19 protein-coding genes and 1 pseudogene are annotated in these 26,010 nt (G+C 48.1%); 10 read left to right on the top strand and 10 right to left on the bottom strand.

The window, feature by feature from the left end; all coding sequences use genetic code 11:
* Positions 1–41 precede the first annotated feature (41 nt).
* Entirely contained in the window at positions 42–1,973 is a 1,932-nt protein-coding gene (gene ftsH / locus ACR6Z4_RS03835; protein WP_479715893.1) for an ATP-dependent zinc metalloprotease FtsH, read from the bottom strand.
* 650 nt (positions 1,974–2,623) lie between these two features.
* On the opposite strand from ftsH, the gene ACR6Z4_RS03830 reads away from it, so the two are divergent.
* Together ACR6Z4_RS03830 and ACR6Z4_RS03825 are read left to right on the top strand one after the other, a co-directional pair.
* Positions 2,624–3,169 (top strand): NADPH-dependent FMN reductase, encoded by a 546-nt coding sequence (locus ACR6Z4_RS03830; RefSeq protein ID WP_479715892.1) that lies wholly within the window; start codon positions 2,624–2,626, stop codon positions 3,167–3,169.
* A gap of 366 nt (positions 3,170–3,535) precedes the next feature.
* The gene (locus ACR6Z4_RS03825) at positions 3,536–4,234 is read left to right on the top strand and encodes an HAD family hydrolase (RefSeq protein ID WP_479715891.1); all 699 of its coding nucleotides are present in this window, start codon (positions 3,536–3,538) and stop codon (positions 4,232–4,234) included.
* Positions 4,235–4,263: 29 nt separating this feature from the next.
* Here the strand turns inward: ACR6Z4_RS03825 and ACR6Z4_RS03820 are convergent, their stop codons facing one another.
* On the bottom strand, positions 4,264–4,869 hold the full coding sequence (locus ACR6Z4_RS03820) for a CPP1-like family protein (RefSeq protein ID WP_479715890.1): 606 nt from the start codon (positions 4,867–4,869) through the stop codon (positions 4,264–4,266).
* Positions 4,870–5,249: 380 nt separating this feature from the next.
* Between ACR6Z4_RS03820 and ACR6Z4_RS03815 the strand changes: the two genes are divergently transcribed.
* On the top strand, positions 5,250–5,972 hold the full coding sequence (locus ACR6Z4_RS03815) for a response regulator transcription factor (RefSeq protein ID WP_479715889.1): 723 nt from the start codon (positions 5,250–5,252) through the stop codon (positions 5,970–5,972).
* A gap of 374 nt (positions 5,973–6,346) precedes the next feature.
* On the opposite strand, the gene ACR6Z4_RS03810 is transcribed toward ACR6Z4_RS03815, so the two are convergent.
* Complete coding sequence (locus ACR6Z4_RS03810) at positions 6,347–7,357, bottom strand: type I glyceraldehyde-3-phosphate dehydrogenase (protein WP_479715888.1); 1,011 nt, start codon at positions 7,355–7,357, stop codon at positions 6,347–6,349.
* Positions 7,358–7,823: 466 nt separating this feature from the next.
* Positions 7,824–8,489 carry a nicotinate (nicotinamide) nucleotide adenylyltransferase gene (gene nadD, locus ACR6Z4_RS03805; RefSeq protein WP_479715887.1) on the bottom strand — a complete coding sequence of 222 codons (666 nt, stop codon included), beginning with the start codon at positions 8,487–8,489 and terminating at the stop codon, positions 7,824–7,826.
* A 277-nt stretch (positions 8,490–8,766) separates the two neighbouring features.
* Between nadD and murC the strand changes: the two genes are divergently transcribed.
* The gene (gene murC / locus ACR6Z4_RS03800) at positions 8,767–10,314 is read left to right on the top strand and encodes a UDP-N-acetylmuramate--L-alanine ligase (protein WP_479715886.1); all 1,548 of its coding nucleotides are present in this window, start codon (positions 8,767–8,769) and stop codon (positions 10,312–10,314) included.
* A 412-nt stretch (positions 10,315–10,726) separates the two neighbouring features.
* Positions 10,727–11,692, top strand: a complete 966-nt coding sequence (gene murB, locus ACR6Z4_RS03795) for a UDP-N-acetylmuramate dehydrogenase (RefSeq protein ID WP_479715885.1) — start codon at positions 10,727–10,729, stop codon at positions 11,690–11,692.
* Positions 11,693–12,077: 385 nt separating this feature from the next.
* Here murB and ACR6Z4_RS03790 read toward each other — a convergent pair whose 3' ends face one another.
* On the bottom strand, positions 12,078–13,913 hold the full coding sequence (locus ACR6Z4_RS03790; protein WP_479715884.1) for an alpha/beta hydrolase: 1,836 nt from the start codon (positions 13,911–13,913) through the stop codon (positions 12,078–12,080).
* A gap of 750 nt (positions 13,914–14,663) precedes the next feature.
* Entirely contained in the window at positions 14,664–15,881 is a 1,218-nt protein-coding gene (gene petH, locus ACR6Z4_RS03785; RefSeq protein WP_479715883.1) for a ferredoxin--NADP reductase, read from the bottom strand.
* 752 nt (positions 15,882–16,633) lie between these two features.
* Between petH and ACR6Z4_RS03780 the strand changes: the two genes are divergently transcribed.
* The 5 genes and pseudogenes from ACR6Z4_RS03780 to ACR6Z4_RS03760 all read left to right on the top strand — a co-directional run.
* On the top strand, positions 16,634–17,647 hold the full coding sequence (locus ACR6Z4_RS03780; protein WP_479715882.1) for a phosphoribulokinase: 1,014 nt from the start codon (positions 16,634–16,636) through the stop codon (positions 17,645–17,647).
* Positions 17,648–17,868: 221 nt separating this feature from the next.
* The gene (locus tag ACR6Z4_RS03775; protein ID WP_479715881.1) at positions 17,869–18,219 is read left to right on the top strand and encodes a hypothetical protein; all 351 of its coding nucleotides are present in this window, start codon (positions 17,869–17,871) and stop codon (positions 18,217–18,219) included.
* Between the two features lie 196 nt (positions 18,220–18,415).
* A complete protein-coding gene (locus tag ACR6Z4_RS03770; protein WP_479715880.1) occupies positions 18,416–18,787 on the top strand; it encodes a hypothetical protein in 372 nt (123 codons plus the stop codon).
* A gap of 193 nt (positions 18,788–18,980) precedes the next feature.
* Complete coding sequence (locus ACR6Z4_RS03765) at positions 18,981–20,000, top strand: aldo/keto reductase (protein WP_479715879.1); 1,020 nt, start codon at positions 18,981–18,983, stop codon at positions 19,998–20,000.
* 18 nt (positions 20,001–20,018) lie between these two features.
* A pseudogene (locus tag ACR6Z4_RS03760) lies at positions 20,019–20,282 on the top strand (DUF4351 domain-containing protein); the annotation flags it as partial.
* 61 nt (positions 20,283–20,343) lie between these two features.
* On the opposite strand, the gene ACR6Z4_RS03755 reads toward ACR6Z4_RS03760, so the two are convergent.
* From ACR6Z4_RS03755 to ACR6Z4_RS03740, 4 genes are all read right to left on the bottom strand, one after another.
* Positions 20,344–23,055, bottom strand: a complete 2,712-nt coding sequence (locus tag ACR6Z4_RS03755) for a beta strand repeat-containing protein (RefSeq protein ID WP_479715878.1) — start codon at positions 23,053–23,055, stop codon at positions 20,344–20,346.
* A gap of 537 nt (positions 23,056–23,592) precedes the next feature.
* Entirely contained in the window at positions 23,593–24,345 is a 753-nt protein-coding gene (locus ACR6Z4_RS03750) for an ABC transporter ATP-binding protein (protein WP_479715877.1), read from the bottom strand.
* A 118-nt stretch (positions 24,346–24,463) separates the two neighbouring features.
* Positions 24,464–25,048 carry a hypothetical protein gene (locus ACR6Z4_RS03745; RefSeq protein WP_479715876.1) on the bottom strand — a complete coding sequence of 195 codons (585 nt, stop codon included), beginning with the start codon at positions 25,046–25,048 and terminating at the stop codon, positions 24,464–24,466.
* A 63-nt stretch (positions 25,049–25,111) separates the two neighbouring features.
* Entirely contained in the window at positions 25,112–25,549 is a 438-nt protein-coding gene (locus tag ACR6Z4_RS03740) for a DUF4079 domain-containing protein (protein WP_479715875.1), read from the bottom strand.
* Between the last annotated feature and the right edge of the window lie 461 nt (positions 25,550–26,010).

The following is a 26,010-nucleotide window of genomic DNA, read 5'->3' as shown; positions in this document are numbered from 1 at the left end:
CTCTCTCAGAAACGAATTGCATTTTAGTCTATTGCCGAGCCTTAAAGGGTTGGGGTAACGAGTTGCTGTTCGGGCAAGGTGGTGTGCTGCGAGACTATCTGGCGGAATTGTTCGCCATCGATCGTTTCTTGCTCTAGCAGCGCTTCGACCAGAAGATCGAGCAACTCCCGGTGTTCTCGCAAAATCCGACGGGCATCGGCATAACAACGAGTGGCGATCGCTCTCACCTGATGATCCACCTGAGTTGCCACTTCTTCAGAATATTCAGAACGAGCCATCCAGTCTCGTCCTAAAAAGACTTCATTGTTGCCACTTTCCAACGCATAGGGTCCCAGATCAGACATGCCATAGCGTGTTACCATTTCCCGCGCCAGATTTGCCACCACACGGATATCGTTGCTGGCACCCACTGTAATTTCGGCATCCCCAAAGACCTCTTCTTCGGCTGCTCGCCCACCCAGAGCAATGGTGATCCGATCGAGCAACCACGAACGGGTATACAGACCGCTATCCACCATTTCTTCATTAAAAGTTTGTTGGGCAAAGCCACCCACACCGCCGGAGCGAGGAATAATTGTGACTTTGTTAAGCGGGTCAGAGTTTTTCAGTAAGGTCATCAACAGGGCATGACCAATTTCGTGATACGCAATCAGGCGTTTTTTCTTGCTATCCATCAGCGGAGCCAGTGCCATACCTGCTGTGACACGGTCGATCGCGTCATCAATTTCCAGCATGGTAACGGCTTCTTTGCGTCGTCGTGCCGTGAGAATTGCCGCTTCGTTTAGCATGTTGGCAAGTTCTGCACCAGAGAATCCAGGAGTGCGACGAGCGATCGCTTCTAAAGAAACGTTTTGATCTAGCTTTTTATTGCGACCATGCACCTGCAAAATTCCCAATCGCCCCTTATAGCCTGGAAGATCGACATTGATTTGGCGATCGAAACGTCCCGGTCGCAGCAGCGCAGAATCGAGCACGTCAGGACGGTTGGTTGCCGCAATAATAATAATGCCGGTATTGCCTTCAAACCCGTCCATTTCTGTTAGCAATTGGTTGAGGGTTTGTTCGCGTTCATCATTGCCGCCACCGATACCCGTACCCCGTTGCCGACCTACGGCATCAATTTCATCGATGAATACCAGACAGGGGGCATTTTCCTTCGCTTTTTTGAACAGGTCGCGCACCCGTGACGCGCCGACCCCAACAAACATTTCAACAAATTCTGATCCCGAAATGCTAAAGAAAGGCACCCCGGCTTCGCCAGCGATCGCCTTTGCCAATAGCGTCTTCCCGGTTCCAGGGGGTCCAATTAGCAAGACCCCTTTGGGAATGCGGGCACCAATAGCGGTAAATTTTTCCGGTTTTTTCAAAAACGTGACGACTTCCTGAAGCTCTTCCTTGGCTTCATCAATCCCAGCAACGTCGTCAAACATCACACCCGTTTTGGCTTCCATCTGAAATCGAGCGCGCGATCGCCCGAAGTTCATCGCCTGCCCCGACGAGTTGCTAGAGCGACGGAAAAACATGACTAAAACGGTGATGAGCAAAAACGCCAACAACGCGTTAGTCAACAACCAGGTGACGGCATTGCGATCTGCCGAGGGTTGTACCACCAGGTCTACGTTGTTGTCACGAGCCGCTTCGACTAACTCTGAGTTGCGATCGCCAGCAAACAGTTGCACACGTTCAACTGTTCGAGAATCATTGCCTTTGAGTTGCACTTCGGCGATCGATTGCACCGGATCAAGCGTGATTTCATTCACCTGACCCTGCTCAATTTTTTCTAGTAGCTCACTATAGGTGAGCGGGTCATCCGGTTTGGGAGACTGTTGTGCCAGAGTTGCAGGAGTTGCCAATGTTCCCTGTATCGCCATCCAGAGAGCCGTCAACACTCCCATGGCAACAGTTGTGCTCACCGATCGGTTGCCTTGACCAGCGGTATTCTGCTTAAACGAGCGTTTGCCTAAGTGCGTCATAACCCAATCGCCTTTTCCCATGTGTGCGAGCCAGCTTGTTAATCGTCCTCAAAGTGATGTCTCAGACTTTTGCGGTTAGCGAGCACCGAGCTGTGTAGAAACAGTACTCACAACCCAGAGAGGATTGCTATCTCTGACACTAGTGTAGCTCTACCCTATCCTCATCGTGAGGTAGATAGAGATTGTTGACAGCATGAGATCACCGAAGATTTATTTTTGGAAGCGCGGCGACGCCGCGCTTCCAAAAATAAATCTTCGGTTTTTAATTAAATAAAATTCCTAAAACGAAGTCGTTACGATTTCACTTTTTGATCTATACTGAACTTACAGCAATTTTGAGTCCCAGCGACCGTTAGATTGATTCATCCCTAAACCATTGTTCGATGTCCTCCACTGCTTCTGGAATCACCCCTGCAAACGTGATGAGAAGAACGGTTTTTTGTAACCGAACGCATAGACCACAACTTTTTGGATAGAGATTTTGATCCTCATTCCTTGAGTTTTGGCTACAGATGCAGGTTCAGAGGACTGCGGTTGCCCAATCTGCTTTTGCCAGATCTGTTGTGAGATTTGGAGAATGGATGTCAGGCAATGCGGGGATAAATTTTGGCGAACGGCACACTTAATCCATTGATCTCAAGGTTCATCCCATGATTAAAGTCGTCGGTATTGGCGGAAGTTTAAGATCTGGCTCCTACAGCCAGCAAGCCCTGGAATTGGCAGGGCAACGAGTTGAGGCGTTAGGGGCAACCGTTGAAATTTTAGATCTGCGACAACTCAAGTTGCCCTGGTGTCACGGTGGCGACGATTATGCAGCCTATCCTGATGTTGAGCGACTCCAAAAAACCGTAAAAGATGCCGATGCTCTCATCCTCTCGACTCCGGAATATCACGGCAGTATGAGCGGTGTGCTGAAAAATGCCCTCGATCTGATGAGTTTTGAGGAACTCTCCAATAAAGTGACGGGTTTAATTAGTGTTCTGGGAGGTCAGCCCAACAGCAATGCACTGAATGACTTACGGGTTGTGATGCGTTGGGTTCATGCCTGGGTAATCCCCGAACAGGTTGCCATCGGACAAGCCTGGAAGGCATTTGGGGAAGACGGCAAACTTCTTGATGAGAATTTGTCGAAACGATTTGATCAATTTGCCCAGAGTTTAGTAGATAGCACCCGCAAGCTACGAAGCGTCAGTTAATGCGATCGCCATCGTTCTAAACCGCTGCTTTTCGAACGTTGATTGGTCGTGGTTGCCTATGAGATAAACCAACGCCCCGAATCATGTCTGTATGGGATTGAAGGGCTTCAACCTTGCCCAGACACCCAGAGATTGTGAATTGAATAAACCCCATTCCGATTGAGGGGACGACAGCGTAGCCGTCGCCCCCTCAACACAGGATGACAGAGCAATTTATTGGGAGCCCAAGTTATTTGCAGCCTCTGATCTGTCTGGTTGAGACAGATACTTTATCAAAAGTATTACTAAGGAGTCTTTAGTTTTTAAAGGAAGCTGTTGTAATCTGTAATGAAACTTAAATAATTTCAGTATTCAACGCTTGGAAAAATGATAAGAATTATTACTGATTTCGATGGTCCAGTCATGGACGTTTCAGAACGGTACTACCAGGTCTACCGTTTTTGTCTCCAACAGGTACGCCGACCCAATCAAGGTGTAAAAATCCTCTCAAAAGCCGAATTTTGGCAGCTAAAGCGATCGCAAGTCCCTGAACGGCAAATTGGTACACAGTCCGGATTAGACGACCTGCAAGCGCAAGAATTCGCCCATCTGCGTAAACAAACAGTCCATACTCTCCCTTATCTGGCATATGACGCTCCGACGCCAGGTGCGATCGACACGCTGCAATACATCAAGGCAAGTGGTCTAGACCTGGCTGTCATGACCATGCGGCGAGTGCGCGAGTTGGAAAATGCTTTTCAACGTTACGACTTGGGGCTGTTTTTTGCAGACAACCGTCGTTATTGCCTCAGCAATGACTACGTAAAAACTACCGATGTCAAAGACAAGTCCCTACTGATGCAAAAAGCCCTGGCAGAGCTGCCCCCAGCCGCCGACACCTGGATGGTTGGCGATACAGAGGCAGACATCGCAGCGGCTAAATCTCACGGGATCAAAGTAATTGCCGTACTCTGTGGCATCCGCAACCAGACTCAGTTGTTGCAACATCAGCCTGACTGGATTGCAAATGACCTCAGAGAAGCTGTTGATATTGTCTTGCAGCAAGCCTCTGTCCGCTATGCCTAAGCTATGCCCAAGCCAATTGCCTAAGCCAATTAACGTAAAAAGCTGCTAATGATCCAGAGAAAAATAAACGTGATCAGGGCGGCGAAGGCATCGACACTAAGCTGAATTGCACTTAGCTGAGCCGTTAACAAACTGCCAATTTGCACCCCAATAAAAATGCCTGCGACCAAACCGATCACCGTGAACAGCAACGCTCGAGCAAATTTATGCTCTTTTCGGTTGACAAAATAAATGGTGCAGGCGACACCTAGTGCCAAAGCAATAGGAGGCTGAAATACGCTGAGTAGGCTTAACGCGCAAAAGATTCCTGCTGACCATAGAATGTCGGCACGGCTAGGGGTGTCGATCATGCGTTGAAACCAGCCCGGTGTCTGATTAATGGCTGAAGGAATCAGGTCGGGGGGTGGCTCAGCTACTTTTTCGGGAAAACGAATGCGATCAGGCACTTTGATTTTGCCCTCCTGGCGCATTCGCAATCGTTCCATCAGAATGGCATCATATGCTGCCTCAATCGCCTCAAGCTGTTTGCGATCGCTGTTGTGCTCTTTCGACAAGCGCTCTTTAGCAGCTTGAATCTCGTCGAACGAAGCATCTTCAGCTACCCCAAGCTTTGCATAGTGATTTTGATCACTCATTTGCAACCTCCAGAAGACCCCCACTATATTTGATTATGATTGCAATAGAAGAAAGTTGGGCAACTAACTGAAGTCAGGGAATTGCCAGTAATCAGGTTAGCAATTAGTGTAACTGTCTGCTCGTTTTTCGAAAATAGCGTTAGAAATAAAGATCATACAGTTGCACCATCTACCCGATGACTCAAGAATTCGCCCCAGAATTCGCCACGACAATGTATTTTCATTGCTATTTTCTAGACGATAATTGCTTTAATGGGTACTAAAATATGTCGGGTGCATGCGTTACATCGCAAACCGAGTTATCAAAGGCAGAGTTATCCTGTTACTGCCCAGTGCAATCTGAAGCTTGTTGATGTTCTTCAACCCTCTAGCGAAAGGTTATGGCCCCAGCCAAGATTCTCGTAGTAGATGATGATCCATCTATCCGAACTCTCATTCATCGTTTTCTCTCCAAGCAGAACTATCAAATGGAATCTGCGGAAGATGGGAAAACAGCATTGGCGATATTCGAGCAATTTAATCCAGACTTAGTTATCCTCGATGTCAATCTACCAGACGCCACTGGCTATGCACTTTGCCAAGAGATGCAAAGCCGAACCGGCGTTTTTGTACTGATGTTGACTAGCCGTACTGATGAAGCAGACAAAATTCGAGGCTTTAGTCAAGGCGCGGATGATTATCTGACAAAGCCGTTTAGTTTGGGAGAATTGGAAGTTCGAGTTGGGGCTATCCTCAAACGTCAACGCCCAGTTACCACTGCCGAACAACAATGCTTATCGTTTAACGGATTAGTGATCGATCCGGTACGACGTGAAGTCACGCTTAACGGCGGTATTGTTCCGTTAACGGCTTTAGAATTTGATCTGCTGCACTTCTTAGCGAGCCATCCTGGTCGTGTTTGGCGCAGAGCCGAACTCATTCAAAAAGTCTGGGATTACGAATATGTCGGCGATCAGCGGGTCGTTGATGTCCATATCGGGCAAATTCGCAAGAAAATTGAAATCGATACCTCTCAACCTGCTCTGATTCAGACGGTGCGAGGAGTCGGCTACAAATTCGAAGCGCCAGAACTAAGCCAAAAAGCGAGCACAGACGTCATGTAATATAGGTTAAATTATGTAAATTCTACTGTGTCTGGCTTGTCCCAACCTTTGTCTAACCGTCGCTGAGATGCTAGAACTGGGCTTGATATACCCCGTCTATCTTGGCAGGTGAAACTTTTCCTTTGGAAAAATTCCATCTGCTGAAATAGGCGATAACAGATTCACGAAGTCTGTTTTGATTGAATCTACAGATGGGGATGGATTTGAATGTAAAACCGTAAGGTTTCATATTCAAATCCATCCCCATCTTGCAGCAATGTCTTCGTTTTAAACGCACAAAGCCATGACTCGCTGACAAACGAGCCATGACCTGATTAAGGTTTAACCTGGGATGCAGTTTAAACCTTAATCATCAGTTTCCGCAGGTGTAGTACTTAAGCCCACTTAGCTGCAACGAGTTCTGCCAAGTCTACAACCCGTTGGCTGTAACCCCACTCGTTGTCATACCAAGCCACGACCTTGACCATGTCGCCGCCCATAACCATCGTCAGGTTAGCGTCAATAATCGAAGACTCATCAGTACCGCGATAATCGCAAGACACGAGTTGCAACTCGCTGTAAGCCAAGAATCCTTTGAGTGGACCTTCAGACGCGGCTTTTAGAGCTTCATTGACTTGTTCGGTAATGGTTGGCTTGGCAACTTGCGCCACAAAGTCAACAACAGAAACGTTCGGCGTTGGGACTCGAAGGGCAATGCCGTTGAGCTTCCCTGCCATTTCAGGAATCACGAGAGCAACGGCTTTTGCTGCCCCTGTGGTTGTGGGGACGATGTTGAGTGCCGCAGCTCTTGCCCGTCGGACATCGCGATGGCTTGCATCCAGCAACCGCTGGTCACCCGTGTAACTGTGGGTGGTGGTCATGGTGCCTTTGATAATGCCAAAGTTATCGTTGATGACCTTAACGATAGGGGCGAGACAGTTGGTGGTACAGCTGGCATTACTGATGACGTTATGCCGATTGTGATCGTAGTCGTGGTGGTTAACGCCCATCACAAAGGTGCCGTCTTCGCCTTTTCCGGGGGCTGTAATCAAAACTTTCTTAGCGCCTGCTTGAATATGTTTGGAAGCACCCTCTTTGCTAACAAACACACCCGTTGATTCAATAATCAGATCAATATCCCAGGCTCCCCAGGGTAGGTTGAGAGGGTTACGGTCAGAGGTACACTTAATCGTTTTTCCATTAACGGTAATCGTGTCATCATCGGCACTGATGTCGGCATTTAATTTGCCTAACATAGAGTCATATTTCAACAAATGAGCATTGGTTTTGGGGTCGGATGTGTCATTAATTGCAACCAACTCAATACCGCTATTTTGTCTGGTTAACCAGCACCGCAAAAAGTTGCGCCCGATGCGCCCGAAGCCGTTAATTGCTACTCTAATCACTGCGTCTTGCCCTCTGTCTTTAAGTGAATACCTGCGGAATCTCCTACAAAAGCTACTGTCAATAGGCTGCATCCCTTGATAGATAAGCCAGTTTTGCAAGAGGTTATTAATGAGTCAGATCATACACGTTAGCGAGTTACGCACTCAAGAGATCCTGATTGATAAGCAGAAATTCCTATCGATGAAAAAGTTGGTAGGTAGAAATTCCTATCGATGAGTTTTTCTGCCCCCGCTGCTATCACAGGCGTGATCCCCACCCGGAATTTCCTTGATTCCAGCTCATGCCGATTTGAAAGCTGAAGGACGGATATGGTTTGAGAAGCTCGCCAGCCTTTCGAAAACTTATAGCAATTAGCAATACTTTTGGATTCGTGAAAATGTCAGTTGTGAAAGCGTCTGCCCCTCGGGCGGGCGCTTTCACAACTGATTTAGGATCGTTATATCCGCCTTGTGTCTACGGCGAGTTCTATAGATAAAGACTGTGTTCGATGATGTAGTCGTTGACCGGGTCGGGAAGTAGATAGCGAATCGAATGGCGATCGCCTCTATAACGACGGATCATGCTGGACGAAATATTGATGAATGGCATATCCAGCAATTGCCATTGAAGTGGGACTGACTGCTGCGCCATGCGGTGTGCGATGTGCTGACAGGCTAAATCAGCTGATGTATTTTCTGCTGTTGAACCAGCGGGTGTGGGCATGGTGGCGGCAGTGGAACTGGCTGTTGCTGCGCGGGGTGCAATTAACCAGGAGCATTGGGCTGCCAGTTCTTGACCCCGATACCAGCGAGGCAAGCTTTGAAATGCATCTAAACCAATTAACCAAAACCATTGGTTATTGGGATAGAGTATTTGCAACTCAGTAAATGTATCGATCGCATATGAATTTCCGGGTCTGTCCAGTTCAACCGTGGAAAGGAAAAAAGCGTTGTGATCTGCGATCGCCCGTTTTACCATTTCCATCCGATGCTGGAAACTCACTACATCTGAGTAGGTGCGATGAGGCGGACGATGGCTGGGTACCCAAAGGATGCGATCGAGGTGTGCCTGGTTTAAGGCAGCTTCTGCTGTAATGAGATGCCCCCAATGAATCGGGTTAAATGTGCCCCCAAAAATGGCTACCCGTTGCATAGACTCAATTAGCAAGGTTGATGGACACACGTGGGATCCGAACAAAAATTAAATAAAATTTGGAAGTTTATTTTTGTAAGCGCGGCGTCGCCGCGCTTACAAAAATAAATCTTCGGTTTTAGTTAATCCCCGATCCTGAGATGAATGAGGAGTGAAATTTCCGGGAAAACTCTTGGGAAGAATGCATGAATTGCGTCGCAAATTGTATCGGGACAAAACAATTCTTGCTATGATATCGCGTGATATTGGTGTGGTGTGTGGTGTTTGAGGAGCTAAAATGCTGAGTTCTGTTGATTTTAGCGGGAAACCGTTCCATTTCATCGGGATAGGTGGAATTGGAATGTCGGCTCTCGCGTACATACTTGCAAAGCGAAAACTGCCAGTTTGCGGCTCTGATATCTGTCTTAACCATATTACGCAACGACTTCAAGAGCAGGGTGCTCATATCTTTTGGAGTCAAGATGCGTCTAATTTAGAATTTTATCGATCAGTAGCGGATACATCTGAGTCAAAGTCTGCAACGGCGATCGCCACTTCAGTTGCCCTTGAAACCGCTAAAGATGCACCTGCATCCACCAGTTCCGTTACAACAGCAGCGTCAGACCGAACCTTACCCCAGGTCATTTGCTCGACGGCAATTAACCCTGCCAATGCAGAATATCGAGCAGCATTAGACCTGGGTTGCCCTATCTTTCATCGTTCTGATGTATTAGCGGGGTTAATGCAAGATTACCGCAGCATCGCAGTTGCCGGAACGCATGGCAAGACCACAACCAGCAGCATGATTGGCTATTTACTGCTGCAAACGGGGCTAGACCCAACCATTGTGATTGGGGGTGAAGTCAATGCCTGGGAAGGAAATGCGCGAGTGGGGCAAGGTCCTTATCTGGTCGCAGAGGCAGATGAATCGGATGGCTCTCTGGTGAAACTTTCTGCTGAAATTGGCATCGTTACCAACATTGAGCTAGACCATCCCGACCACTACGATACGCTGGATGAAGTCATCGACATCTTCAAAACGTTTGCCCAACACTGCCGTATTTTGATTGGGTGTCTGGATTGTGAAACGGTTCGTAGTGACTTCAAACCCACTATTACTTATAGTCTACAGTCCGATTCGGGTGCAGACTACATCGCAGACCATATTGCCTTTGATGCCAGTGGCACGACCGCTAGAATTTGGGAACGAGGTCAAGTCTTGGGGCTGTTGAGCTTGAAGCTATTGGGACGGCACAACATCAGTAACGCACTGGCAGCAGTGGCGGTGGGGCGGTTGCTGGGGCTTGAGTTTGCTGAAATTGCATCGGCTCTATCCACCTTTGAGGGTGCTCGACGACGGTTTGAGCGACGAGGAGAATACAACCAGATTGTGTTTGTTGATGACTATGCGCATCATCCCAGCGAAATTCAAGCCACATTATCTGCGGCTCGATTGCAAGTAGATACCTCCAAAAAAGGCTTTGGTCGCGTTGTAGCTGTATTTCAACCCCATCGATACAGTCGCACGTTAGCGTTTTTAGCTGACTTTGCCCAATCTTTTGGAGATGCAGATTTAGTCGTAACGACTGAAATTTATAGTGCTAGCGAACAAAATTTGGGGCAAACTAGTGGGCAACAAGTTGCCGATGCGATCGCGGGTTATCATCCGAACGTGATTTATCAACCTGCCCTGGCGGATGTTGTGACCTATTTGAAAAATGTTTTAATTCCTGGCGATTTAGTCATGTTTCTGGGTGCCGGTAATTTAAACCGGACTATTCCAGACCTCATGACGTTTTTCCAACAGTTAGAACAGAGTCAAGACTCTACAACCACTTGTGCCTAAGAGAGATGATTGGCTAAACGAGTTGATGGCGCTGATTGATGAGCTTGAAATCTCTCAAATGTTCAGGATCAACATTAGATCCGGTTCATATTGTAATAGCGTTTTCAATGATCCCCATGCTAATCCCTTCAAAATGCTTCTTTAGCACAATTGCTGTTTTTTAGATTTTCTGAACAAACTAATGGGTATTTAAGTCTGCTTTTATACCCATCTATTAATCACCATTTATTAGCACCTAGTTTTAAGAAACCTTAGACGCTTGCTCTGGCTGCCTTGTTTTTAAAACTAGATGTGAATACCTTAGGTCAGCCTTGCAAGGGTGCTCCTGCTAAATTAAATGCCTTCTCGCTTCATATCACCTATGACTCTATCTAAGCCTAGATCTTCTGCCAGGAATACTGCCGAAACTGCAATGACTTCTAGAGTAGCGATCGCTCACCCAAAATCCAGTCCTATCTCTTCATTAGACCCATCGCTTGAACCCATTCGATTGCCTGAAACTTCAAGTTTTATCCAGCGCCAAATGCCGTTGGCAAACCTGACATCTTTTCGAGTGGGCGGGCCCGCAGAATTTTACATTGCTCCCCGCGATTCAGAAACCTTACAAGCAAGTTTTCTCTGGGCGCAGGAACACGGTTTACCCGTCACCGTTTTAGGTGCAGGAAGTAATTTATTAATTAGCGATCGCGGGCTAGCCGGATTAGTCATTTGTACTCGTCACCTGCGGTATAGCCACTTTGACCCAGACACGGCTCAGATTACGGCGGCAGCGGGAGAACCGATTGTCCGTTTGGCCTGGCAAGCTGCCGAACGAGGTTGGAGCGGTCTGGAGTGGGCCATTGGCATTCCTGGCACCGTGGGCGGTGTCGTTGTGATGAATGCTGGAGCGCATGATGGGTGTGCTGCCGATTCTTTAGCCAGCACTCTTGTGCTAAACCCAGATGGCACGCCAGAAATTTTGTTACCCGATCAGATGGGCTATCGCTATCGCACCTCGATTTTGCAAACCGATCACCGTTTGGTCAGTCAGGCAACGTTTCAACTACAACCCGGACACGATCCACAACGCGTGATTGCGACGACTCGCCAATATTTAGAACAGCGGCATACCACCCAACCCTATAACTTACCCAGTTGTGGCAGCGTTTTCCGTAACCCCAAGCCCTATTCGGCAGGGTGGTTGATTGAACAGACGGGTCTAAAGGGTTATCAGATTGGCGGGGCACAGGTCGCCCAACGCCATGCCAACTTTATTTTGAATTGCAATGCGGCTAAAGCGATGGATATTTTGCATCTGATTCGCTATGTACAACAGCAGGTGCAAGAGCAATGGTCGATCCATCTCGAACCTGAAGTGAAGCTTTTAGGGCAGTTTTGAGCGGCAACCCTGCGATGATCAGAGGCTGATGCTGGGCGTTGCTGATTTTAGAGATGAAGTTGAACGTGAAACCTTTGGTTTCACGTTCAACTTCATTCTGAACATTAATCAATACCTGAGGCTGGCGAATAGGGTGTCGGAGCCATTAAGCCTGTACTGATGGCTCTAATTAGTCTGGTTATACCGTTTTTATAGCAGTATGCAAGTTCGTTAAGTACAGAAACGGTGTTGTGGGGCGCGGAGCGCCCCACAACACCGTACTGAATCAACCTGCACAGCGCTATATATGAGGCTGCGCCGATTTACCCCCGGCTGCCGCCGTCCCCCTTGCCAAGGGGGACTACAGGGGGTCATGGGTTTAGCGCATCTTCACAAAAAATTGGTATTACTGGGCGTTTCCTGGGGACGTGCGCAGATCTGACCTGTCTTGTAATGAAATGTCGTTAGGAATCGAAATATTTGTAGGAATCGAAATATCTGACAGGTTGGAACTATCGGACGGGTTGGTCAGACTATCTGATAGTTGGGTTGGGCTGAGCGAGCTGACTAACCTGAGCTGCATTGGGTTTTGGCTGATAAATCTGGCATAACCAGACCCAAGATAGGCAAGATAGCTCATCTGTTTCGTCACAAAAATCTCAAAAAACGAAACGCTCATAGCATTGAGATAGCGACGGGCGATCGCCGGATCGGGTCCGATGATTTCGGGTGGCAGTTGGACACTGCCGCTGTCAGAGTCTGACTCGCCAATGGTAGAGAAGTGCGTTGCGCCCCGCAGTAGCAGCAAATATCTGTGGGAGGCATTGAGCCAGGTAAAGGGATAAATTTGTTCGAGTAAAGAAGGCGCAACGGTATCAGCATCGCCCGTCACCAGCATCACGGGAATTTGAATATCCCTAAACCCTGCTTCACCCAATAAACTGCTGCCAATTGGATTAATGGCAATGACGGCTTTAACACGATCATCCCTGAAGTCGGAGGGAACATCAGTCAATGCCAGCGCCCGACATTGCAGTAAAAGCGACAAATTTAATGACTCATCGGGGCAGTTTGTTTGTAATGCAGAAACGTTAATTTTTGCGCCAGCTAACACTAGAGCTGTGTAGCCTCCAAAAGATTGCCCAATAACACCCACGTTTTGTAGATCAAGTCGGTCTTTAAACTTGGAATCTGGATCGGCTTCTAGCGAATCTAAAAGGAATTTGACATCGAGAGGACGATCGATAAATTCTTGGGGATCAGCGACCTCACTGGCTCTGCCCTCGATTAGGGCTTGCAGTTGCTCGGCATTGCTTCCAGGATGGTCGGGAACGGCTACCGCGAAGCCATAGGATGCGAGATGCTCTGCTAAATAGGCATAGGTCGTGCGGTCGGAGCCTAAGCCGTGAGAAATTACGATAACAGGGGCTTGTTTGGGGAATGAGCCATCCGCAGCCGTGGGGAGGTAAATGTCGGCACTAAAATTGCGATCGCGACTGACATCAGACAGGTGAATCTCATCCTTGTCCCACGTAAACGGACCTGCAACCCGCAGATCTGCCATTGTGGTAAAGTCAACGGTAGGTTCTGAAGCAGCTTCGATAGCAGAAAGTTGCTCAATAGCAGCGATCGCACGATTGGTCTGACTAATTAATTGTTCCAGTTGCTGAGCAATTTCTAGCGTTCGTTCGACATCAACCCGGATACCCGCTAAGGGAAAATGCCGTAACACATTAATCGGGGTCAGTCCTATTTCTGGATCTGCGGCTGCCAGAATTAATGCGGCACGAATCGCATAAAATCCCGATTGTCTGCTTTCAGTTTGAATAATTTCCCCTGCCCGCCTTAGTAACGCTTCTCCCTGAGGGGTATAGAGAAACTGGGCAACCGCAACTTGGTTCACCGGGGCACGGGTTGATAGAAAACTTTGTAGCTCTATCAGTTGCTCAGGTGTGGCATAGCGAGTGAAAGCAGACAAATCGCCTTTAACTTTTCCCTTGTCTGCAAAAATTTCTAGCGAATCAACAGAAACGCTGATTTCTAAAATGCCGTAGGTTGCATAAATGCGCTCGGCAGCCAGGACAGGACGTGCCAACGTTATCCAGGTGGCAGGTAATAAACCAACCCCGACACTGGTCAACACGGTTTTCCAGGACAATGGAGATCGAGCTCTTCGTTGAGTCAATGGTCGAGGATATAGGGTGTGAGCGATCGCAGGCGGGGCAAAGAACAGCGTATTCATAAAGCAACCTGTTCTGGAAAGGTCGGCGGGGCAAAGACGAAGAAACCGAGCAAAGCTGTCCTTATTCTGGCTTGTCTTCCAAATTTTTTGCCTTGGGTAGGTTTAAGCCTGATCGAACTGACATAAAACTTGTTCAAATGAGTTCCCAAAATTTAATGGAGTTTTTGTAAAGAAATCTTTTCCTTAACATCCACCTTGCGAGATAGTTGGGGCGATCGCCATCCTTCTTTCTGGTACTTTCTGTAAAATCTTATCCAGCAGGCTACTTTGACCTGAGGATGTTAAAAAATCTCCCTCATGGAGAAATTTTTCACATCCCCAGGCAGATTTAGTTGTAAGCGTTGTTTGGGAGGCAGAGGCAAAACTTATCTCTAAAGAAATTAAGGTTTCCCCGCACTGAATCGAATGGGCGATCGCCTTAAGCGTCAATCTAAACTGTTAAGGTTTCATGACTAAAGAGCACAACCAATTAAAATTCTCTAATTTTTTTCGATGAGCTCTTATGACTTCTTACTTCATTCTCTAAAGACAAAAGTCAGGGCAAATTGATCGATTTGCCCTGACTTTTGATGTATGTAGCACTGCTTAAATTTCGACGGGGTGCAGAGCTTCTAACTCTGCACCCCGCCTGACATCTATACGATGCGATCTGTAGACACACTGCTATAAAACTCAGAAGTGCATAAAAGGGAAAGGCAGGAACGCTGCGGTTCCCCTTAACTGGGTATCCGGTTTTAAGATCTACTATTCTTAGTAGGTTTCAACGTGCCAGCGCTCTTTAATGGAGCGTTGATAATCCTTCCAAACCACTCCTTCTTTAGCAGCCGCAGCAGTCATGGCTTCGTCGATACCTTCTTCCATACCCTTCAACCCGCAAATGTAAGTGTGGGTTTTCTCTTGTTTAACCAGCTTCCAGAGTTCATCAGCATGTTCTGCAACCCGGTGCTGAATATACATTCTGCCGCCTTCAGCATTTTTCTGCTCACGGCTGATGGCACAGGTCAAACGGAAGTTGTCAGGGTATTTTGCCTGCATCTCTTCCAGTTCTTCCTTATAGAGAATGTTGGGTGTGGTGGGGATGCCAAAGATCAACCAGGCTAAACCCTTAAATTGATACTCAGGATTTAAAGCCCGTTCTTCATCTTTAAACATCCGCCAGAGGAATGCCCGGAATGGTGCAATTCCTGTACCCGTTGCCATCATGATGATTTGAGCTTCAGGATCATCTGGGAGCAACATTTCTTTGCCCACAGGTCCTGTGATTTTTACATCTGCCCCAGGCTGAAGATTGCACAAATAGGTTGAACAAACCCCGTAAACGGTTTCCCCAGTTTCAGGATGTTTGTATTCCAACTGACGAACACACAGCGACACGGTTTTGTCGTCCAGTTTATCGCCATGACGAGTAGACCCAATCGAATAAAGTCTTAGCTTATGAGGCTTGCCTTTATCATCCTTCCCTTCTGGAATAATCCCGATACTTTGACCTTCCAGATAGCGCAAATCACCATCTGATAGGTCAAACGTAATATGTTGAACAATACCAATACCGCCCTCTCCAACAAGCTTTTCGTTTGAGATACATTTGCCGATAAACGGCGCATTGGGTCGATAGGTATTAACAGGAATATCAGACTTTTTCTTTTCTTTGGCTTGAGTCATGGGCTTAGCTTCTTCTGCTGACTTTGTTTGCGGGGATGCAGTGTTAGCAGAGACTCTACCGTTATCTACGCCATCGACAGTCATGGGACGGATACTGACAATCTTGCCACCCATGCGAGTGATCCGCCTCATTTCTTGATTCATCCGAGCATAGGGCACTGTGATAAAAACACTACCACTCTGCCGAATCGGATAGTCTGTATTGTCAGTTTGTTGATTCTGGCGTAGACCTTCCACTTCATATATAAAGAGGCGGCTACCGGAGGGCGTATTCCCGGATACACCCGCTGCGCTTGGATTGTACATGTCTAAATCAGTAACTCAATGAACCCGACTTAAGCACATTCGATCGTGCTACTTCCACCACAAGTCAGCCAATCTCGGGAATAACTCCTGAGACTCGATCAGACTTTTAATTAGCGTAGCATTGCACAGCGAGTCTCTCTACACTTAAAAGCAAGTGCTGCATAATTTTGAGAAACAATTGGCTGAGAGCACATGAGTGCGGACTCACAACCGTCTCTGGCATATGCAAACCTCTATGGGCAGGCAAGATAGGAAAAAATAAGCACCTACTCAGGCTTAACAATAGCGAGCAATTTAGTTACAGAATGTCAATATTGAATCATTTTTATTTTCTTTAAATGCTCAATTACCCTTAGCATAGTTACTAAAGCATCAATTTCTCGTTCAGGCAGCAGGCTTATTTTTTGGAAGAAATAATAACGTTGATCCGAAGATAGCTCACGCTGATCTGATAGCCTTTCATCCCCAATTTAAGCTTGTAGGGATGATTTCCTTCTGGTAGGATTTTGGTGTAGGAGATAGGACTAAATACCTATCGAATGGTTTGAGTCTCCCCGTTGAAGGGGTGATTTTTTAGGCGGGATTACTCCGTGAACCATGTTTTGAGTCCCTATTGCGGCTCATGGTTTTGGGGGTTGCCTTTAGCTTTGACATAGCTGCTCAGGTGGTTGCGACAAAGCTAGCAACAAAGGGTTGGGTTTGCTCAAAATTTTGATTTAGTAGACTGTTTATTTTTGTTTTAGAGGGCACTTATGACCAGTAAGCCAGACCGTGTGGTTCTAATTGGCGTCGCCGGAGATTCCGGATGTGGCAAATCAACTTTTTTGCGCCGCCTGGAAGATTTATTTGGCGAAGAGTTTATGACAGTGATTTGTCTGGACGATTACCACAGTCTGGATCGTAAGGGGCGCAAAGAAGCTGGGGTAACAGCACTGAACCCTCAGGCCAATAACTTTGATCTGATGTATGAGCAGATCAAGGCACTGAAAGAAGGTCACAGCATCAATAAGCCCATTTACAACCATGAAACGGGAATGATTGACCCCCCAGAGGTGGTTCATCCCAATCGTGTTGTTGTGATTGAAGGGTTGCACCCCATGTATGATGAACGGGTGCGATCGCTGCTTGATTTCAGCGTCTATCTAGACATTGATGACGAAGTTAAAATTGCCTGGAAGATTCAGCGAGATATGTCTGAACGGGGTCATACCTATGAAGACGTGTTGGCTTCCATCAATGCTCGTCGTCCAGATTTTGAAGCATACATCGATCCTCAAAAGCAACACGCTGATGTGGTTATCCAAATTCTGCCAACTCAGTTGATTAAAGACGACAAGGAGAAAAAGATTCTTCGGGTTCGTCTCGTCCAGAAAGACGGAGTTGAAGGATTTGAGCCTGTGTACTTGTTTGACGAAGGCTCGACCATCGATTGGATTCCTTGCGGTCGCAAGTTGACCTGTTCGTATCCAGGTATTCGGATGTACTACGGTCCTGATGTTTACTACAAGAACAGTGTTTCCATTCTAGAAGTTGATGGTAACTTCGAACGTCTGGAAGAAATGATCTATGTCGAGAGCCATCTCAGCAATACTTCGACCCGTTTTCATGGTGAGATGACTGAGTTGCTGCTGAAGCACAGAAACTATCCGGGGTCTACCAACGGCAGTGGTTTATTCCAGGTGTTAGTGGGCTTGAAGATGCGCGCTACCTATGAGCGTTTAACGGCAATTGACACCAAAATGGCTGCAAAAGCGGTTGCTAACTAAGCGGCTGACTCATTCTAAAGTGGGACTTTGATGTGTGCAGAGCGGCAACGCCGCTCTGCACACATTGTTTTTTCTCATTCTGTTACTCTGTTGAAGAGACACGGTGAAGCGGTGGTTCTCTTCAAAAGAGGGTATGCTCACCTGATTCGCTAGCAGGGTGTCCCCTTCGCCCTTTACTATGGGGTCAATCCCACTCATTTGTACGGAAATACTGCCGACCCATGTCTTCTTCCCAACTGCGCTTAAACCTGGTAGAAGGTTCCGTTTCATTTAGCTTTACACCGGATGCGGCTCGCCAATTGCAACTGGCGATCGCAACACTGATGAGTAGCCTTAAAGCTGTAGCTGCTCATGGAGCTACCGGAGGTAGACCCAGTCCTCAAAAATCGATGGAATATCAATTTACAGGAGATGTTTTTTTAGAAATCTTTTGTAATCCCAATATTTGGCCCAGTCCTTTTGCGGCAAAAGTCCTTATTACTTTGCGAGACGAACGGATTCGCTTGAATACAGAAGCCGAATTGACGCGGGTGATTGAAGATGTCAATCAATATTTAGAACAATTTTCTTAATCAAATTTATTCGCTAAGCTTCGACTAGTGAGCTGTTAATTTTGTTCATGGGATGCAGGGGTAGAATGTCTGTCTGCACGTAACATTTCTTACCCCTATCACTGGCGAATACTATTGGACAGAGCACAAGGGGATTTTATCTACAAATCCTGTTTCTCGACTGACCCCTACCTTTACTCACTGACTCAAACGTTCTATGAATCCTGATACTATTCTGCAATCCTTTCAAAAAGGGTTTCATACAACCCTGGGTGCGACTTCTTTTATGATTGACCTGGTGCAACGCCCAGAGCAACGTGACGAAAACCTTGCCCGCCTGAGAACTGACTTGAATCAGCTGATGGAAGAATGGGCGACTAAAGGCGAAGTGACGGAACAAGAAGCTCGTAGTTTTGTTGAAAATATTCTCAATCAGCCCACCCACTCTGGTAGCCCAACGGGGTCATCTTCCGCATCTGCTGCGACGCCAGCGGCGTCGCCAACGGTGCAGGCAGATCTAAAAGATTTGACTGCGCAAATTGCGGCATTGCGGCTTGAGTTAGAAAAATTGCGGCAACAAGATTCTTGATCTGCTACAGATTTTGAGTTGTGTGCCGCGCTTCGCGCGGCACACAACTCAAAATCTCAACACACCCAAGCGCGAAGTGCTGTAAGCATGCGATCGCCCTTGGGGAATTTTGTGTCTGAACGACCTGGTGGATGGTCGCAGTTAAATCTGTAGATTGGCAACATAATTGTAGATGTTGCACTGAAATACTGAAATGAGTCTGCCTGAGTCAAGTCGATTGCAATTCACGTCAGATTTAAACATCTGTCGCCTCTTGAATGGAATGTGGCAGGTGTCGGGGGCACATGGACGGATTGACCCCCAAAAGGCGATCGCCATGATGATGCAATATCTAGACGCAGGCTACACAACCTGGGATCTAGCCGATCACTATGGACCGGCTGAAGATTTTATTGGTGAATTTCGCAGACAGTTGCGGACAAGTCGGGGCGAAGCCGCGTTATCTAACTTGCAAGCGTTTACAAAGTGGGTACCTCGTCCCGGTCGTATGACCCGTGGCATCGTTGAAGAAAATATTGGGATCTCGTTACGTCGCATGGATGTGCGATCGCTCGACCTGATGCAATTTCATTGGTGGGAGTATCGCGATTCTGGGTATCTAGATGCTCTGAAATATATGGCAGAGTTGCAATCAGAGGGCAAAATCAAGCATCTGGCATTGACCAACTTTGACACGGAGCACCTCCAGATCATTTTAGAAAATGGCATCAACGTTGTATCCAACCAGGTGCAGTATTCGTTGGTTGACCGTCGTCCACAAGTTGCTATGGCAAAGTTGTGCCAGGAAAAAGGCGTACAACTGTTTACCTATGGCACCCTCTGCGGTGCGTTTCTGTCAGAAAAATATCTTGGTCGCCCGGAACCTCGTAATTGGGATCTGGAAACGGTATCGCAGCGCAAATATAAACAAATGATCGATTCTTGGGGCGGGTGGGGGTTGTTTCAAACCTTGCTTAAAACGCTAGCTGCGATCGCCCAAAAACATCAGGTTAGTATCGCCAACGTGGCAGTTCGGTATGTGCTAGATCAGCCTGCCGTTGCCGGGGTGATTGTCGGTGCCCGCCTGGGAATCAGTGAACATTTGCAAGATAATGCCAACGTGTTTAACCTGACCTTGGATGCCCAAGATCTGGCAGAGATTGAGGCAGTCGTCAACCAGTCTCGCGATCTATTTCAAATCATTGGCGACTGTGGCGATGAGTATCGGCGATAGGCGTATAAGTTTGCTTAATTGAGTCGAGTGGAGGTAGAAGCAATGCTCGGATTAAAGCTTGAGGAAACCCAGGTTTATCAGGAAGCGAAGGCAGAGGGACGGCAAGAGAGGTAACGATCGCTCATTTTGCGTCAACTAACCCATCGCTTTGGAGAATTACCTGAATCCGTGCGATCGCTGGTGGATAGACTAACGCTGACCCAACTAGACGTATTGGGCGAAGCACTGCTTGACTTTACTAACCTGGCTGATTTAGAAATCTGGCTAACTGGGGTGCAATGACATAGTCTGAATAGTCTTGTGAAAAGGGTCATGATCTAAAACGCTTTTGAAGCACGACTCGTTATGCCTGAATCAGGAAGTTTTGTTTCGACAGGAGAGGTTGATCGGTGATGCTGGCAAATCGTCCTCCTTTACCAAAGCCAATTTCCTCGCCATTCGGGTTGTAAAATAATGCGCCTGTAGAACGGACGTAGGTAATGACTGCGTCGCTCTTTTGAGCAGCAGCTCTAGAGCTAACGACAGCAAAGCTCAATTCTTTTCCTAAGGCTGTAAACGTGGTGCGATCGAGCACGATCCAGTCTTGTAATCGGCGCAGGTCTTGAATGACATCTACGCCCATCGTGGCACGCCTGAAGGGTTTGTCGGTATTGAATATAAAGCGATCGCGTCCACTGCCTCCATTTAACACATCGCGCCCAAAGCGACCTGTTAAGCGATCGCTCCCTGTCCCACCTATCAGCACATCTCCTTTTCTGCCGCCAATCAAGGTATCGTTGCCGCTACTGCCATCCAACGTGACTCGACCCAGGGTAAAGGCAGACGCATCCATTTTGTTATTGCGATTTCCGGCAGAGAGTGAGGCCCCGTTGAGTCCAAACAGGCGATCGATCCCCAACCCTTCCAGCCGTTTATTGCTGAGGGTGAAATTGACATTGCCCTTTTCTACCAGTAGATCGGCATCTTTGCCGCCTCGCAGGGTGTCATCTCCGACCCCTCCTGTAAGGCGATCGCGTCCATCACCACCCAACACCGTATCGTCCCGCTTGCCACCGATCAAACGGTCATCCCCTGCTTTACCCAAAAGCTGCACTTTCCCGCGTGTGTAGGAGGTGGCATTGAGCGTATTGTTGGCTGCATTACCGATTAACTTAGCTGATTCCATTTTAATCAGGCGATCGCGCCCTAAGCCGGTGAGATAGAGGTTCGTTAGCGTCAAATTTGTCTGAGCAAATTCGACCACTGTGTCTATCCCCGTGCTGCCGTCTAGCGTGTCATTGCCGGTGCCACCCCGTAGGGTATCGGCTCCTGCCAACCCTGATATCTCATCGTTGCCGCCATTGCCCACCAGCATATTGGCTTGACCGTTACCGATCAGCGTATCGCCAAACGCCGTTCCATAAATATCTACATACTTGCCCACCAGTTCGCGGCTAACCGAACGCGGCTTGAAGTTAAACACGACTCGTTGTTGTGCCAGACTGGCGCGCACAGATCCAAACGTCACACCGCTGGCATCAACTGTGGGTGGGCTGGCTGTAAACCCTGGAATGGTGCCAAAGAAGCCAAAGATCACATAGGCTTGCCCTGAGGAAACGTTGCCATTGGCGGCAGCACCGGGCGCACCGATGATCAAGTCGAAAATACCGTCGTTGTTGACATCCCCGACCCGACTGACCGAGCTACCAGAGGCATTGCCTGCACCAATGCCATTGATGGTGAACCCGTTGCTGCCGTTTAGTGACGACAGATTGACAGCCGATCCATAGCTGCGACTTCCGTACACCACATAACTCTGTCCGGCAGATGCTCGTCCCCCCGGATCGGCAGCAGGCGCACCTACTAATAAGTCGTCAAGCCCATCAAAGTTGAAATCGCCGATGCCACTGACCGATAGCCCCGATTCATCTTCTGTGGCAATGCCGTTGATGCTAAACCCGTTGCGACCATTCAGTCCTGTCAAATTAAAGGTTGCGGCAAATCCACCCCGACTCCCCAAAATGACATAACTCCGCCCCGCAGAAAATTTGCCACCGGGGTCAACATCGCTGGCTCCGACAATGAGATCTCCCAGTCCATCGCCGTTGACATCGCCAGCTGCACTGACCGATGTGCCGAAGTGGTCATCCGCTGCACTGCCAACGATGGTGAAGCCATTGCTGCCGTCTAAACTGCTGAAGCTGGCACTGGCTGCAAAGGTACCCGATCGCCCAAATACCACATAGCTTTTGCCAGAGTTAAAGCCGTTAAAATCTGCATCAGCAGAACCGACCACCAGATCACTGACGCGATCGCCATTGATATCACCAGCACCGCTGACGGTTGCCCCTGTGCGATCATCGATGGCAATGCCATTCAACGCAAACCCATTACTGCCATTGAGGCTGGCGAGGTTGACATTGGAGGTAAATCCAGTCCGCTTGCCAAATACGACATACACCTGTCCGGCAGACGCGTTGCCGTTGGGGTCGGCGTCAGGCGCACCGATAACAACATCGCCAAGTCCATCCCGGTTAATATCGCCTGCACTGCCAACCGCAAACCCTGTGCGATCGCCTGCTGCAATGCCACTGATGCGAAATCCATTACTACCGTTAAGGCTAGACAGATTTAAGCTGGCAGAAAAGCCACTACGCTTACCAAAAATGACGTATGCCTGTCCTGACGAAAGCCCATTGGGGTCTGCATCCGGTGCGCCGACGATGAGATCGTCAATGCCATCGCCATTAACGTCTCCGGCACTACTCACCGAGAAGCCTGCCCCATCTTCTGCCGTGATGCCATTAATCCGAAAACCTGTTGTGCCATTGAGTGCGGATGGCAAAAGGGGATTGGTGAAATTTTCCTTACCAAAAATGACATAAGCGACCCCTGCGGAAGCATTGCCGTTGGGATCTGCGTCTGGCGCACCAATCACAATGTCGTCGATGCCATCGTCATTGATATCGCCTGCACCACTGACCGTGCTGCCAAGCTGGTCATTGCCTGCAATGCCGTTGATCGTAAAGCCGTTTTTGCTGTCGAGTGAAGAAAGGTTGAAATTGGTAAATACCATATTTATTTAGAAGAACTGGTTCCGTGAATTTTGGATCAAGTGCCAGCTGCTCACGATCATATTTGCGCAATAATGTTGCGTCATTATCTGTTGGGCGATCGCACTCAAAAAATTGTGTAGAGCAGGAGAGAAAATGTGCAGAAATCGTGATGGATCACGATCTAAATCGAAAACCTAGTCAAACGTAACACCCTACTTGAGCAGATCATGCAAGTTAAGCGACTTAGTTTGATGACACATTCAATTATGTTTGGATTTGAGTTGATTCGCCTTTAGTTATATACAAATGCTTCTATCTGAGATTATTTATATCGCTAATCTTCAATTAATTTTCTTGAACTATGGCGATTCCCAATGGCGCGACGTACACGGTGTTATGAAAGAGCCGCGCGGAGCGCGGCTCTTTCATAACACCCATAATCCATCTAGGCGCGAAGTGATCGATAGCCTGACTCAATCCAGTTAGAACAGATGATGTGTTGAACGAGTTGCGCGGAGTGTAGTTTGCTCAACGTTTGGGATAAGCAATGCCCGCTTTTATTCCCATTCTTGGGACTCGCGCAGTTCTGCCTGGACGAGGGTTGTTTTCAGGTTGCTCCAGTCCAACGTCTGAGCGGGGGTATCCATCAATAACCGACCCGATTCTAAATAAAACATGCGATTGGCAAAGTGCTGCGCCATATCTAACTGATGGTTGACCATGACGATCGCCGTTGGGTTGGTTTCTGCCAACTCTGCCAGCACTTGCAAAACATGGTTTGCCCGTCCGGCGTCGAGCGCAGACGTGGGTTCATCGAGCAGTAAAATTTTCGGTTGCGTCACCAGTGCCCGAGCGATCGCCACCAGTTGTCGTTGCCCGACCGATAGCTGCAATTCGGTGCGATCGAGCCATTCTGAGGGCAAATGCAGACGTTCCATCCAGCTAACCAGGCGTTGTTGTATGACACTGTCGCTGAGATGACGCAGTTTCAGGGGATATTTCAGCGACTCTCGCACGGTCATGCCCAGCAACTTAGACTCTTGTAACACCAGCATCACCTGTTGACGCAACTGCTGCACAGGGATGTGGCGAATGTCTTGATCGTCTAGATAAATCGTTCCTTGGGTTGCCTCGTGCAGGCGATTGAGCAATCGGAGAAAAGAGGTTTTTCCGGCTCCCGACGGACCGACCATAGCAATGCGATCGCCCGCAAAAATTTCACAGGATATTTCCTGTAACAACGCCTGTTCCCCTAACTTGGCGTTCAGGCTGACCTGTTGTAATCGCAAAACAGGGGTATGGGTTGACACGGTTGAAAAACTCAAGATGGTTTTATAGCGCCTTGCGCCTGGATGGATTCCGATTTTTGAGAGAGCCGCGCAGAGTGCGGCTCTCTCAAAAACATGTACGTCACACACTTGCGAATTTCTACATACCCTGCCCCAGTGCCATCCAAATCGTCCAACCATCGATCGCCAGCAATAGCACTGTCAACCCCAGCAAGATCAAATACATCCAGGGTTGCGATAACGGGCGCACATCGGTTGTGTCAATACCCGTTTTTGCTTGTACCCGACGAACCAGTTGGGCAAATCCGGCAACTCGCATCGGCAAGAGTCGCGCGTCTCCCGATGTACTGAGGAAATAGTAAACCAGCCCTCCCTGTCCTGTTGAGCGCGGTTTGAGTGCCTTAATGTCAGCCCAGGGCAACATCCAACCTTGGCGAAAAAACGCAGGGATCCATTTTGGATAGGTGACTTGAATGCCGTGCTCATTCAACACAATGCGATCGCTCAATGCCCCATACAAGGCGATAAACCCCAACGCCAGACTCACCCATAGCACACTGGCTGGAACGGGTGCGGCTGTAAATTGCGCCAAAAAGGGCAACGGCAGCGTTAGCGAAATATACAGTGCCAACAAGGTCAAACGTACCAGCGGAGAAATGCGATAGGTTTCTGAAAAGGCGATCGCATCCAAGGGCTGAGGTGGGGGAGATAGATCTGAGGACATGAATATCAAGAGGAATGGGTGATAGGGACTGGGGACAAGACTGGGAAGAGTCCCGATCGCATTCTAGGGCAAATATTTCTGGACAACGCCCCAGCCGGTAAGGGATACGGTGACAAATCCCAGGAACAGAACCATATTGGTGCCAACGTGAAGTGTACGTGCCCAGGGACGTTTTGGGCTAATTTGGCTGGCACTCCAGGCAGACAGCAGGGTTAAGCACACCACGCCCAGACCTGCGGGCAGATGAAACGAATGTCCGAGGTTGCCGTAGTATCCCAATGTGCCGACTATGCCAACGGACAACAAAAGCAGCACCATACCCACTAAGCTGCCGCCAATGATGTAATGCAAGGGGCGCAACCATTTGGGGCGTTGTTGTGCGGCGCGACGGCTATACATCAGCCAGCCACCCGAGAGTGCCAATATCAAATAGGCAGTGGTCGATAACCCCATTGACCAGGCGGCAATGCGCCATAACCATAGAAATGAGGGCAGATCCAAGGCGATCGCCTCCCTACGCGAGCGTGTTCTACTAAATTATCGGTCTTATCATCCCAAACTTATCATCCCAAAACTTATTATCCCAAACTGCGGCGTTGCTAGTTTTAGGTCAAAATTTGCGGCATTGCTTCATAACGGGATGAGTTTGAACGTGAAACCAAAGGTTTCACGTTCAAACTCATCCCCAAATCCGGTGTTGCTGGTTTTGGATGTGAATTAGACGGTGAACCCTTCGGGTTCACCGTCTAATTTAGCTTTGAACCGATCGCGTTGATAAAAACAATGCCAGCGCTGATGGCGCTGGCACCCTTTATTTCAGTGTTTTCTCAATGTTCAACAATCTGGCTGATCTCTAAAGACACCTAACACGGTATTGGTGTATTCACGAGATGCTGAAGCGCGATCGCTGTTGGGGTATGTTTTTCTGTTAAACCAAATTTAGAATCAGAAGCAGGAAACAC

It is taken from the genome of Calyptranema fuscum S582, from assembly GCF_055793305.1.
The sequence above is the reverse complement of the archived record's forward strand: the minus strand, read 5'-3'. Positions and strand labels throughout refer to the sequence as shown.

Bases quoted from the DNA above. Each gene is read 5' to 3' on its own strand.
- ftsH (WP_479715893.1), bottom strand. From the start codon at position 1,973: ATGACGCACTTAGGCAAACGCTCGTTTAAGCAGAATACCGCTGGTCAA.
- ACR6Z4_RS03830 (WP_479715892.1), top strand. From the start codon at position 2,624: ATGATTAAAGTCGTCGGTATTGGCGGAAGTTTAAGATCTGGCTCCTAC.
- ACR6Z4_RS03825 (WP_479715891.1), top strand. From the start codon at position 3,536: ATGATAAGAATTATTACTGATTTCGATGGTCCAGTCATGGACGTTTCA.
- ACR6Z4_RS03820 (WP_479715890.1), bottom strand. From the start codon at position 4,869: ATGAGTGATCAAAATCACTATGCAAAGCTTGGGGTAGCTGAAGATGCT.
- ACR6Z4_RS03815 (WP_479715889.1), top strand. From the start codon at position 5,250: ATGGCCCCAGCCAAGATTCTCGTAGTAGATGATGATCCATCTATCCGA.
- nadD (WP_479715887.1), bottom strand. From the start codon at position 8,489: ATGCAACGGGTAGCCATTTTTGGGGGCACATTTAACCCGATTCATTGG.
- murC (WP_479715886.1), top strand. From the start codon at position 8,767: ATGCTGAGTTCTGTTGATTTTAGCGGGAAACCGTTCCATTTCATCGGG.
- murB (WP_479715885.1), top strand. From the start codon at position 10,727: ATGACTTCTAGAGTAGCGATCGCTCACCCAAAATCCAGTCCTATCTCT.
- ACR6Z4_RS03790 (WP_479715884.1), bottom strand. From the start codon at position 13,913: ATGAATACGCTGTTCTTTGCCCCGCCTGCGATCGCTCACACCCTATAT.
- petH (WP_479715883.1), bottom strand. From the start codon at position 15,881: ATGTACAATCCAAGCGCAGCGGGTGTATCCGGGAATACGCCCTCCGGT.
- ACR6Z4_RS03780 (WP_479715882.1), top strand. From the start codon at position 16,634: ATGACCAGTAAGCCAGACCGTGTGGTTCTAATTGGCGTCGCCGGAGAT.
- ACR6Z4_RS03775 (WP_479715881.1), top strand. From the start codon at position 17,869: ATGTCTTCTTCCCAACTGCGCTTAAACCTGGTAGAAGGTTCCGTTTCA.
- ACR6Z4_RS03770 (WP_479715880.1), top strand. From the start codon at position 18,416: ATGAATCCTGATACTATTCTGCAATCCTTTCAAAAAGGGTTTCATACA.
- ACR6Z4_RS03765 (WP_479715879.1), top strand. From the start codon at position 18,981: ATGAGTCTGCCTGAGTCAAGTCGATTGCAATTCACGTCAGATTTAAAC.
- ACR6Z4_RS03755 (WP_479715878.1), bottom strand. From the start codon at position 23,055: ATGGTATTTACCAATTTCAACCTTTCTTCACTCGACAGCAAAAACGGC.
- ACR6Z4_RS03745 (WP_479715876.1), bottom strand. From the start codon at position 25,048: ATGTCCTCAGATCTATCTCCCCCACCTCAGCCCTTGGATGCGATCGCC.